General features: G+C 34.8%; 9 protein-coding genes. 3 read left to right on the forward strand and 6 right to left on the reverse strand.

The window, feature by feature from the left end:
* Positions 1 to 24: 24 nt before the first annotated feature.
* From QZ136_RS05360 to QZ136_RS05385, 6 genes are all read right to left on the reverse strand, one after another.
* Entirely contained in the window at positions 25 to 708 is a 684-nt protein-coding gene (locus QZ136_RS05360; RefSeq protein WP_291401152.1) for a GDSL-type esterase/lipase family protein, read from the reverse strand.
* A complete protein-coding gene (gene glpT, locus QZ136_RS05365) occupies positions 695 to 2056 on the reverse strand; it encodes a glycerol-3-phosphate transporter (protein ID WP_291401154.1) in 1362 nt (453 codons plus the stop codon). The genes QZ136_RS05360 and glpT overlap by 14 nt, the downstream gene beginning before the upstream one ends.
* A gap of 6 nt (positions 2057 to 2062) precedes the next feature.
* Entirely contained in the window at positions 2063 to 2965 is a 903-nt protein-coding gene (locus QZ136_RS05370; protein ID WP_291401155.1) for a glycerophosphodiester phosphodiesterase family protein, read from the reverse strand.
* A gap of 3 nt (positions 2966 to 2968) precedes the next feature.
* Entirely contained in the window at positions 2969 to 4378 is a 1410-nt protein-coding gene (locus tag QZ136_RS05375; RefSeq protein ID WP_291401157.1) for a calcineurin-like phosphoesterase family protein, read from the reverse strand.
* A gap of 64 nt (positions 4379 to 4442) precedes the next feature.
* On the reverse strand, positions 4443 to 5879 hold the full coding sequence (locus QZ136_RS05380; RefSeq protein ID WP_291401159.1) for a SusD/RagB family nutrient-binding outer membrane lipoprotein: 1437 nt from the start codon (positions 5877 to 5879) through the stop codon (positions 4443 to 4445).
* 47 nt (positions 5880 to 5926) lie between these two features.
* Positions 5927 to 9217, reverse strand: a complete 3291-nt coding sequence (locus QZ136_RS05385; protein ID WP_291401161.1) for a SusC/RagA family TonB-linked outer membrane protein — start codon at positions 9215 to 9217, stop codon at positions 5927 to 5929.
* A gap of 350 nt (positions 9218 to 9567) precedes the next feature.
* Between QZ136_RS05385 and QZ136_RS05390 the strand changes: the two genes are divergently transcribed.
* From QZ136_RS05390 to QZ136_RS05400, 3 genes are all read left to right on the forward strand, one after another.
* Positions 9568 to 10755: a PAS domain-containing sensor histidine kinase gene (locus QZ136_RS05390; RefSeq protein ID WP_291401163.1), complete on the forward strand. Its 1188-nt coding sequence runs from the start codon at positions 9568 to 9570 to the stop codon at positions 10753 to 10755.
* A gap of 6 nt (positions 10756 to 10761) precedes the next feature.
* Complete coding sequence (locus tag QZ136_RS05395) at positions 10762 to 11820, forward strand: response regulator (protein WP_291401166.1); 1059 nt, start codon at positions 10762 to 10764, stop codon at positions 11818 to 11820.
* Between the two features lie 79 nt (positions 11821 to 11899).
* Positions 11900 to 12925 (forward strand): 2-hydroxyacid dehydrogenase, encoded by a 1026-nt coding sequence (locus tag QZ136_RS05400; RefSeq protein WP_291401196.1) that lies wholly within the window; start codon positions 11900 to 11902, stop codon positions 12923 to 12925.
* The last annotated feature ends 4 nt before the right edge of the window (positions 12926 to 12929 follow it).

Here is a 12929-nt window from a genome sequence, read left to right on the forward strand (position 1 = left end):
TATAAAAATTAAAATATCAATTTATTATTTTAGATAGTTTCCTTCAAGTAATAATTTAGCCCAAACCTGATAGCCTGCTGCAGTTAGGTGTAGTCCGTCATGTGTTAATTCTGCCTTCATTCGTTTATTTTCATCCAAAAAGTGTGGATAAAGATCAATTACATAAATCATTTTCAGATCAGCCATTTTTCTAATTGCCTCATTCACAAGAAGAATATGCTCGTCTTTGCCATAATGATTTTTGAATTTTTCGAAGGTGTGATTGACTGGCATAAGGGTATGAAGGTAGATTTTAGTATTTGGGCTTTCCGTTCTAATTCCACTAACTATTTTCCGATAGTTTGTAAGAATTTGTTTGTCTGGGATATTTCTCGAAATATCATTAATTCCAATTAACAGGAATATTTTGGCGGGTTTAGTATCAGTAATGTCTTTTAATCGTTCCAATATACCAAAAGTGATATCACCCGATATACCTCGATTTTTTACATTTTCTGATTGTAAAAGTTCTTGCCAATCAGTATTGGCTGTAATGCTGTTCCCCAAGAAAACGATATCTTTTATAGAGCTTTTATAGCTTTTAAATTGTTCTCTTTTTATTGAGAATGTAGCTGGACGAAAAGTACTATCCCATACGGAAGTTTGAGCATTAGATGCAAATCCTGAACAAATTAATAATGCAATAAGAAATAATTTAACGATTTTCATTGTGGTCATTTTGTAAACGAAGATTAACAATTTCTCGATTCCAAGTAAAAGCTGTGAATATAATTGACAGAGTACAAGCTAAGATTATGACAATGAATCCACCATCCCATCCCCATTGATCAACAACAAATCCCATAGCAATATTTGCGAATAGGGCACCACCAAGATATCCAAAAAGGCCTGTTAAGCCGGCAGCAGTACCGGCAGCTTTCTTCGGTACTAAATCTAAGGCTTGAACGCCGATGAGCATAACGGGACCATAAATAAGAAATCCAATGGTAACTAAGGCCAAATTATCTACCAATATATTTCCTGGAGGGTTTTGCCAATAAACTAATACGGCGATTAATACTAAAATCATGTAAATGATTGTTGCTGGTGCTCTTCTTCCTTTAAACACTTTATCGCTTATCCAGCCGCATAAAAGTGTTCCAGGAATACCGGCATATTCGTAGGCAAAATAAGCCCAACCTGTTTCTTTAACACTAAATCCTTTGGCTTCTTCCAAATAAGTTGGCGACCAATCTAAAATGCCATATCTAACTAAGTAAACAAAGGCGTTGGCTATGGCAATGTACCAAAGCATTCGGTTGTTAAAAACATAATTGAAGAAGATTTCTTTTGCACTAAACTCTTTTTCATGTGCTTTTGAATAATTCAATGGATAGTCATTTTTGTACTCTTCGATAGGTGGTAATCCGCAAGATTGTGGAGTATCTCGAATTAAAATATATGCAATTAAGGCAACAAAAAGTGCCACCATACCAGGGAAATAAAGCTTACTTTCCCAATCTGAAAAAAGAGCAATGGCGATTATGGCTGCCGGACCAATTAATCCGCCACCCACATTATGCGCAACATTCCATATTGACATTTTTGTTCCTCTTTCCTTTGTAGAGAACCAGTGAACCATAACCCTTCCGCTTGCAGGCCATCCCATTCCTTGAAACCATCCATTGATAAATAATAGGATGAACATGAACGTAATGGATGATGTTGCGAAGGGAACTAATCCCATAAAAATCATGGTGAAAGCTGATAAAACCAATCCTGCAGTTAGGAAATTTCTCGCATTACTTCGGTCTGAGATATTTCCCATTAAAAATTTACTGAGTCCGTAAGCAATTGAAACCCCAGATAGTGCAAATCCTAATTGGGTTTTTGTATACCCTTGATCTATTAAATCGGGCATTACTAGCGAGAAGTTTTTTCTTACTAAATAATATCCAGCGTATCCGATAAATATTCCTAGAAAGACCTTTAAACGCAGTTTTTTATATTCTGGATCCCTGCGATTCAATGGAATAACCTCTTTGTGTTTTGCGGGTTGAAAAATGTTAAAATTCATGGAATATTAATTTGTTAATAGATTTGGGTAGTCTGATATAATTCCATCAACACCCATGGCTTTGAATTTATTTATTTCTGCTTTTGTGTTTACAGTCCAAACAATAACTTTCATGCCTTGTTCCTTGCATTTTTTCAAGTAGTCAGGATTTACAAGTTTGTAATTTGGACTGATGATAAAGGGTTTAAATCCAAGGTTTTGCATGTTTTCCTCTAAGCTTTTTTTGTTTTCTATTAAGAATGAAGTTTTGATATAAGGATATTTTTTATTTATGACTTGGAGGGTTCTTACGTCAAATGATTGAATGACAACATATGGGATTATTTTTTTACTTTCTAATACCTCAACGAGTAGGTCAACGAATTTCTCCGGATTTGGGTGAAAAATATTGTCCCCATCAGCCGCACTTTTTGTTTCGATATTATAAAATACCTGCTTTTTGCCATTAAACTTAATATGAGTCTGTACTGAGTCAATAAGTTCGGATAGGAGGGGCATATATGTTTTAATCTTTATTTGCTCAGGAAATTTGGCGTTAATTTTTGATCCAGCATCATATTTTTTAATCGTGGAATACTCCATTTGATAAAATGGATATTTTTTATTGTCCGATTCCGGAATTTCTTGACCTTCAGAATCAAGAATGAAACTTGGATTTACATGATGATCATGTGATAAAAATACTTGGCCATCCTTACTGATGTGCGTATCCATTTCAAGAGTAGTTACTCCGAGGTCAATTGCCGATTTCATCGCAGGAATAGTGTTTTCTGGCATTAAACCTCTTCCGCCACGATGAGCTTCAATTGAAAAATTAGGAAATGAAATAGATTCATTTACTAATTTTTTGGTTTTGCAGCCTCCAAATAAAACTAGTGCAAAACTGATTGTTAAACTTATTTTTTTCATAATTTAAAAAGATGATGATGCTTCATATTTTCTTCCAAAGCGATCTGTTGCAACAACTTTAACTTTATTGATTTCCGGACCAAATTGACTCACAAACATATGCATATTTAGTTTCGGTTCTGCAAATCCACGACTTGCAGGCATATCTTTTCCTTTATAAAGTTTTACAGCAGTTGGGTCATAGGCCTTTTGATTTTCAAGCAATCCCATGTATTTATCGTCGAGAAAATATTCAACTTTCCATTGTGGATCCCAATTCCATACATTTACAATTAAGCGTTTTTGATTATTTAAAGTATCTAAATTGAGACTCATTTGGTGTGAAGAAGGGAATCCGGTTGATTTATAGTGCCATTTAAGCTCTGTGCCATCAACTTCATATATTCCATAACCTCTAGGTGCACCATCCTCACAGATTGGGCCAGTCCACCATGCCCCACAAACAGTTCCATGGGTGTGTTCATAAACTCCATTTTTCTCAGTATTGGTATTGTTATGGGTATGGCCAGTCATGATATGGACATTTTTGAATTCACTGATCAGATTGTAAAGTTCAATGTTGTTTTTTACTGAATTATGAATAGGAATATGGGCAGAAATAATTATTAAACTATCCTTAGAGATATTTTTAAGGTCGTTTTTAACCCAATTTAATTGCTCTTGAGAAATATACCCATCATAGAGTCGATCTTTACCTAAGTATCTTACATCATCAAGAACAATGTAATGCGCTTTGCCACGGTTAAATGAATAATATGTAGGCCCATAAATCTCTTTGAATGTTTGATCAGATGTTTCATCTCCACCAAGTTTATAATTCATGTCATGGTTGCCAAGTACTTGATGAAAGGGGATGCCCATTTCATTAACCGCTTCACTATAGTCTTTAAAAAAGCTCAGATCGTCCCAAACTAAGTCGCCTACCGATATTCCATGGATTAATGCTCCTTTTGGAAGACTTGCAAGGTATTGCTTTACATCTGGGACAGATGTAGTCATCATTTGGGTAACGTCACTTTTGTTTTTTACTTGAGGATCTGCCCAAATGATAAATTGATGCTTCGAATCATTTTTATTTAGTTTTTCCAAATTGAAATCGTAGTTTTCTTTCGATTCCAGCTTTTGAAAGGATGTTACTAAATTATTTTTGGTTAAAAATTTATAGCCTGCAGGTGTGCTGATATAAACAAATTTAGCATCAGGATGTGATGTAAAAGAGTAATTTCCATCATGATCTGTGAGTATAATTGTGTAACCATCAGTAACCGCAACTCCTGATAATCCTTTATTTCCGTTCTTTACACAACCTGAAATTTTTTGAGTTATTTTAAGTTTAAATGGATAAGCATCAAAGCTAATTGCTAGCCAGCCCGTAAGCAGGCCAAGTTTGGTAACAAAGGATCTTCTATTCATAAAACAATTATATACAATAAAGGATACCTTTTGGGTATCCTTTATTGCTAATTTAAATTTTTAACTATTTTTCCCACCAAACTTTGGTGTTGATATCATCTCCCCCCATGTTATTAACTGCTTTAAGGTAGTTTGCATTATTATTAGTTACAACAGTTGTTGGATATCTAAATCTTACAGGCATAATTTGGTTATTTAGTTGTCCTGCTCCCTTTGGTAATACAGGGAATCCGGTTCTTCGGTATTCAAACCATTGTTGATAGTCATTGAAGAATAATGCATAATATTTTTGTAACATAATTCTTTCTAAAGTTCCATTGTAGGCAGCTTTAGCATTTGTAAAATAATTAGCTGGTAGTACGGCACCCCACTGTTCAACTGATGCTTTTACTCCATTTTGATAAAAAGTAGCAGCTGATCCGCTTATCTTACCCATTTGAGCCAATTCAGCTTTAATAAATTCAACTTCAGCATAACTCATTATAACATTTACCATTGGAGCTGTAACTAAAGCTACATTGAAATTAGATGGTAGGTATGTGAACTGTGATTCAGGACCGCTGTATCCACTCGGAATACCCTTGTAACCAATATTAGTTTTCCCATCTGATGTTCGAGCTTGAGAGTTCCACCTTACGAGACGTGGATCTACAAAATCATTTAAATTGTCGATAAAAAATCCACCAGTAGCTCTAAATGTAGTAAAATCGATTGCTCTTCCCCATGGTGAAACATTCGGAATAACACCAGTAATTTTAAGAATTGCTGCATCCGTATTACTTGTAAACACTGGATTTGTTGTTGGGTTAGCAATGATATCGGCCATTTTCCCGAATGCATCAATTTCTGTTCTTTTTGATACACGTAATAATAACCTTAGTCGTAATGAGTTGCTAAACTTTCTCCAGTTGCTTACATTGTTAGCATATAAAATGTCGGTGCCAAAAATCATTGGTCTAGCAGTATTATAAAGGGTATTTGCCTTTTCAAGATCTGCTATTATCGTTTTGTAAATATCCTCTTGCTTATCAAATTTTGGCTGATAAACCCCCAAATCTCCTTGTACTGCCTCACTCATTGGCACATCACCGAAAGAATCGCTTAGTAATGAATATAACCAAGCATTTAAAGTCAATGAAATCGCTTCATAATTTGGATCTTGCGCTGCAATAGCTGCAGCACGCATTTCCTTAACATTGTTTATCCAGCGATAATAAGTGTTCCATGTAGAGTTTCCAGCAGATTCGCTAATATCATATCTATGAACTCCACCTGCCACACTAGGGAAAGGTAAAGCAACTTGCATAATGTCGAATGTAAATGCATCAGCGCGAAGGGTATTGAAGCTACTTACCTCATAAATAATGGGATTTAATAGTGTTCCAGGACTGATTTTCTCAATCTTGTTCGGGTCGGTATTGACTTCTTGGAAGTCTTTTGTACATGCAAAGCTTAATGAAGCGAGAAGTACAACAGAAAATATATTTTTAAAATTTTTCATCTTTATTTTTTTAGCAGTTTAAACTACTGCAGTAAATAATTAAATTTTTAAAACTTTACAGTTAAGTTCATTCCAAATGTACGTGTAGAAGGCATTTGCCCCATTTCTACTCCTGGTAGTATAGTTGACCCATTTAATGTTGCAGTTTCTGGATCAAACATTGGGAAGTCGGAAATTATTGCTAAGTCTCTTCCGTACAGTGCTAAAGAAGCATTATTTAGCTTTAACTTTCTACTAAGTTTAGCTGGGATACCGTATTCTAATCTAACTTCGCGTAACTTAATAAATGAAGCATCAAAACTATTAGACTCAACATTTGCACGTCTGTAGTAATCGCCGTAGAATGCCGCGGGAGCCACTTGTTTTGTATTAGGAGTATAAGTACCCCCAGTGCCAGCAACCACTCCCTCACCAACAATAAATCCTTCTTCACGTCCTTTTAAAGTGTGTTTTAATTTGCCCTGTTCCGACATTTTGTGATGAGTTTGTGAATAAATCATACCGCCGTATTGGCCATCAATAAGAAAACTAAATCTATAATTTTTGTATTGAAACTCATTACTTAATCCACCTCTCCAGTCAGCATAAGCCTTACCTATATATTGAATCTGACTTGGTCTTGCAGGTAATCCCGAAGTATTGTAAACGATTTGTCCATCAGGCGCTCTTACAAATCCAAAACCATAAATATCGCCAGTGGTACCCCCAACTCGAGCCTGGATAGTAGCATTCCCACCATAACCTATATCTTGTTTATCGGTGAGCCCTTCAGCTAATTCAAGTACTTCATTATCGTTTTTAGACCAGTTTACAGTTGTTGTCCAAGTAAAATTTTGGTTTTTAATTGGTTTAACACCTACCAAAAGTTCGATACCATTATTTTGTACAACTCCTGCATTTAATACAGCTCTTGAATACCCTGTTGTAGGATCAAGTGGAACGTCAAGAATTTGATTCTTTGTTGTATTTCTATAGAAAGTAAGATCCATTGTAAAGCGAGATTTGAATAAATTATATTCTAACCCAGCCTCATAACTTGTGGTAATTTCTGGCTTAAATGTAGCATTATGTAAGGTTGTTGGAACGGATGCAGATGCTGGGAAATCACTTATTCCGTAATATTTACTTGTTTTATAAGGATCAGTATCATTACCTACCTGAGCTGCAGATAAACGTAATTTGGCATATGTGATAGCGGTTGGTAGTTTGAAGAGTTCATTAAGAATGAAACTAGAGCTAACCGAAGGGTAGAAGAATGAATTGTTTTGTATAGGTAAGGTGCTCGACCAATCGTTACGACCTGTCACATCCAAAAATATTTTATCCTTCCATGCTAATGAGGCAAATCCATAAACACTATGAACTTTTTTGTTTGAGTAGTTTGTATTCATCAGCGGATTACTTTGTCCGTTGCTTAATTTATAAACAGCTGGGATAATTAGACCTTCAACCGTACCATTAACCCCAGTGTAACGTCTGTTTAATGCATTGGCTCCTCCAGAAAAACTAGCATCAAAATCTTTATTTAATTTCGTTTTATAGGTTAAAAGCACATCTGTATTTAACTCAAAATTAAAAATATTTTGTTGTTTATAGTACCCTTTCTGGAAATTTGCAGTGCTAAATGGCCTGCGTTGATCGCGATCTTCATTAAGCATGTCAAAACCAGAGCGAACCATCAAACTTAATTTCTTTGTAAAATCATAGGTTGCCGACATGTTTGCAACAGTTTTATAATTATTAACAGCGTTAGTCATTTCATAAGCAATCAAAAATGGATTATCAATGAATGAACTAAAGGGATGTATTTGATCAATTTGCTCTAAACCAGGTCTCCAAATTGGTCTGTACCAATCAAGATTGACATTCGGATTTTGGAAGATCATGAAATAGGAGAGCGATTGATTATTATATCCTGTAGCGGGAAGGTTATCGCTAGTTTTATTTGTGAAATTAACTTTAGAGTTTATTCTCAATTTTGGAGAAAGTTTGAAATTTAAACTAAGAGCTGCTGTTAAACGTTCGTAACCTGTATTTGGCATAATCCATTCGTTTTTTGAATGTGTTATGGATGCCCTTGCGCTTGCATTTTCGTTTCCTCCATCAAAAGAAACACTATTTGTGAGGGTTGATCCTGTTCGCCAAAAACTTGATATGTTATCAGTGTAAGGTACCCATGGTAAACGCGTAGCTGATTGTCCGCCAGTTACTGGATCATATTGGAAGTAGGATTGACCATTGAATTTCGGTCCAAAAGCACTACTTGTATTTGATGTGCTCGCACCATCTGCCGAAGCTCCATAAGAATAGTACAATTCGCTATTAGGTCTAATCGCAGTACCTGTTCCCTGTCCATATTCATATTGAATATCTGGCAGTCTAAGAATGTCATTATAGCTGTAATTTGAATTTAGTGTTACTCCAATTCCTTTGCTTTTTTTGATCCCCGACTTAGTTGTTATGATTAAGGCTCCATTCGCTGCACGTGTACCATATAGAGCGGCTGCGCTAGCACCCTTAAGTACAGTTACACTCTCAATGTCGTCAGGGTTAAGGTCTGAGATTCCATTACCAAAATCTACCGGAACATCATTGCCAGAACCAGCACCGTATGCATTATTTACACCAGATGATGTTAATCCTCCACTAACAGGCACACCATCTAAAACTATCAAAGCACCATTATTATCCGAATTCATAGAAGTTTCACCTCGTAGTATAATCTTGGCAGAATTTACTGGTCCCGAACCTGGAGAAACAATGTTTAAGCCCGCAACTTTACCAGATAATGCTCCAACCCAGTTATTTGATCTAGCATCATTTAATGCGTTTTCTTTTAAGGTTTGTGTAGCAAATCCTAATGCTTTTTGCTCTCTTTTAATACCTAATGCAGTTACTACCACTTCATTTAAAGTGCTGGTAGATTGTGCTAAAAATATAATTAGATTATTTTCACTCTCATTGTAAACCTTGGTCAAAGTGGTATACCCAATCATAGAGAAACTTAAAGATGTTCCTCTTGGAACGTTTAGTGTAAAGCTTCCATCCATACCTGTTACCCCCAAAGATTTTTTGTTCGAGTCAGTAATGCTTATTCCTGCTAACCCCTCTCTATCTTTGCTATCTACAACCGTACCTTGCAAAATAATTGTTGATTGTTGTCCAATGCTTGAGCTAATCGATAATAGATTAAAACTTAATAATAAAAGACATTTGACAGCAATAAGCTTTTTTGAATTGAAATTCCAAATTGGGTTAAATTCTTCGAAAAAGCCTTCTATGGATTTTGTCGATTTTTGCAAAAGCTTACCGAAATGATCAGTAAAAATTTTCTTCATAATTTAAAGTTTAAGATTTTGACGTTTGTTTTTATTGATTTCGTTTTATTTCAAATAAAATCATTTATCTTCTTTTATTCTTTTAAAATATTTCGAATAATATTTATTTTATAATAAAACGAAACTATAAACAATTATTCAAAATATAAAAAAAACTTTTAATTATAATAATTACTTAATCCATGGCTAATATAAAGGCACTTTTTTATTGAAAACTTAACATTCTCGTAATATGGTTTATTTAAATAAAAGGATTTCATGTTTACCTTAATTAAACATTTTGCCAAATTGTTAAACTTTTATCCAGGATAATTACCTGATTTTTACCCCTAAAAAAGTATTTTTGTAGCATGAATGAAAACAGCGCTTTATTGCATGCAATTATTGAAAATGCGATAGATGGTATTATTACTATTAATGAGCGTGGACTTATCGAATCGATAAATCCGGCCGCATGCGCGCTATTTGGTTATTCACATGAGGAGGTAATAGGTAAGAATGTTTCAATTCTGATGCCTAAGCCAGATAAAGACCAGCATGATCAATATATCTCACGTTACCAACAAACAGGTGCTGCCAGTATTATTGGGAAAGGTCGTGATGTAAAAGGACAGAAAAAAGATGGAACTTTATTTCCTTTCCGCTTAGGTGTAAATAAAGTTAATTTTTCAGGAAGGACAATCTACGCAGGCTTTATTCATGATCTTTCGAAAGAAAAGGAAGCTGAGGCAAAAATTCTTCATTATGCATCTCAACTTGAGAAATTGGTTGAAGATCGAACACTTTCACTTCAAAAATCTGTAACTGAGCTTCAAGCTGCAAAAGAGACTGTCAGCAAATCTCTCGAAAAGGAAAAAGAGCTCAATCAGCTTAAAAGTCGCTTTGTTTCCATGGCTTCACACGAGTTTCGTACTCCTTTAAGTTCTATTACCTTGTCGGCCTCACTGATTGAAAAATATAAACTCCAATCAGATGATTTAAATGTGAGCAAACATGTCAGTAAAATAAAAAGTTCAGTAGCTAATTTAACCACTATTCTCGACGATTTCCTTTCATTAGAACGTTTGGAAGCGGGTAAAATTGAGACTAATCTTGCCAATTTTGATATCGTAAAACTTTCGGAAGAAATTACTGAAGAAATGCAGTTAATGGCCAAAAAGGATCAAAACATTATTTACCAACATACAGGTACTCATTGCATGGTTTTACTTGATCAAAACCTGCTTCGTAATTGCATCGTCAACTTGATTTCAAATGCTATAAAATATTCTGGCGAAAATACTTTTATTGAATTTAATACAGAATTGACTGATAATGAGTGTGTTGTAACAGTTCGCGACAATGGAATTGGTATTCCTGAAATTGATCATAAACATCTTTTTGAACCATTTTTTAGAGCAAATAATACAGGTAATATTCCAGGTACAGGTTTGGGTTTGAATATTGTTACTCGATATGTTAAACTAATGGGCGGTAAAGTCAATTTTAGTAGCCTAGTTAATCAGCAAACAGTTTTTACACTTAACTTCTCACAATAAATATTTATGAAGAAAAAAATTCTAATTATTGAGGATAACGAAGATATCAGAGAAAGTTCGATGGAGATTCTAGAACTTGCTGGTTATGAAGTGCTACAGGCTGATAATGGTAAAATAGGAGTGGAGCTTGCCCAACAACACCTTCCCGACATGATACTTTGTGATATTATGATGCCTGAGCTTGATGGTTACGGTGTTTTATATCTGCTTTCAAAAAATCAAAGTACTGAAAATATTCCCTTTATCTTTTTAACTGCCAAGGCTGAACGTGCCGACATGAGAAAGGGTATGGAAATGGGTGCGGATGATTATTTAACCAAGCCTTTTGACGATATAGAATTGCTCAATACCATTGAATCACGTTTCAATAAACATCAAAAATTGGAATCTTTTTACAGCCAAAATTTTGAAAATCTGAAACATTTGGCCAATCAGAATCATGGATTAGATGAGCTCAAAAAAATAGTTGCCGATAAAAAGGTTAAACATCTAAGGAAAAAGCAAATCATCTATTATGAAGGGGATAGCATTTCTGGCATTTACTTAATTTTAAGTGGAAAAGTAAAGGCAATTAAATTGAATGAGGATGGACGAGAATTTGTAACTGGAATGTATGGGCCGGAAGATTATATCGGTATCCAAGCCATGTTATCTGGAGATCAATATAATGAAACAGTAGAGGCCGTTGAAGATACCACCATTTGTTTCCTCCCCAAAGATACTGTTCATCAGTTATTAGATAATTATACCGATATCGGGCAAAAATTCATTAAGGTTCTTTCTAGTAATCTCGTTGAAAAGGAAGAACAATTATTGCAGCTTGCCTATCATTCTGTTAGAAAGCGCATGGCCGAAATACTTCTACGCCTAGCAAAAAGTACCTCGGATAGTGAAGATCAATTATCATTTCGTATTTCACGTGAAGACCTAGCTTCCATGGCGGGAATGGCTACTGAAACTGTAAGTCGTACCTTAAGTGATTTTAAGGATGAGGCCATTATTGAGAAAAAAGGGAGCGTTATTCAAATTCTTGATCAATCAAAACTCCAAAAAATGAAAAATTGATCTAGATCACTTTTCTGTGTGATGTTACTCATTAGAATTAGCTTTTCCATTCTTTAATTTTGGGAAATAGCTATAAATAATGAAAGTTGTTGCCTACAGTATTAAAGAATTTGAAAAGGAGTTTTTAGCTCGTGCTAATAATAAACAGCATGATATTACTTTGATTTCCAATTCATTAAGCCTTGAAACGGCTATGTATGCAGAAGGTAAGGAAGCTGTTTTAGTTTTTACCAACGACGATGTTTCTGAAGCTGTTATTAATAAATTAGCTGATCTTGGAATTAAATATATTGCTACCAGATCTTTAGAAACAGATCATATCGATCGGAAGGCAGCAAGTTTAAGGCAAATGAAAGTCGCAAATGTGCCTTCATTTTCGCCTGAATCTATCGCTGAATACTCAGTTATGCTCGCTTTATCTTTGAGCCGAAAAATAGTTCCAACGGTAAACAGTAGTAAGGAATTTGATTTCAGAATTGACCATCATATCGGGTTTAATTTCCATGGTAAAACTGTTGGGATTATCGGACTAGGAAATGTAGGTAAGGCCACAGCAGCAATTTATAAAGGGATGGGCTGTAGAGTATTAGGCTATGATATTAATTATCCCGAATTAATTCAAGGAGTAGAAAAAAGTACTTTAGATACTCTTCTAGAGGAATCTGACATTATTTCTCTTCATGTTCCAATCGGAACTGAAACAAAGCATCTCATTAATAATCAAAGTCTTAGTAAGATGAAGAATGGTGTGATGTTGATTAATACTTCTAGTGGCGAATTAATTAAATCAAGCGATGTTATCAACGCTCTAAAAAGTCGTAAAATAGCATATTTGGGGTTAGATGGTTATGAATTTGAAAAGAGTCTTTTCTTTACTGATCATCGAAATAGTCATAATAAAGACAATATTTTAGAGCAATTACTTGCCTTCCCTAATGTTATCATCTCTCCTCATCAGGCTTTTTTAACCAAGGAAGCTTTACAAGAAATTTCAAATCTTACCATAAAAAATCTAGATAATTGGCATGCAGGAAAATGCTCAGGAAAAGCTTGTGCTTGTTATGATGGATGCAGAAAAAGCACTCTCAAATTCTTCAATGATTAATTGA

Source organism: Daejeonella sp., from assembly GCF_017495225.1.
In the GTDB taxonomy this organism is placed as follows: Bacteria; Bacteroidota; Bacteroidia; order Sphingobacteriales; family Sphingobacteriaceae; genus Daejeonella.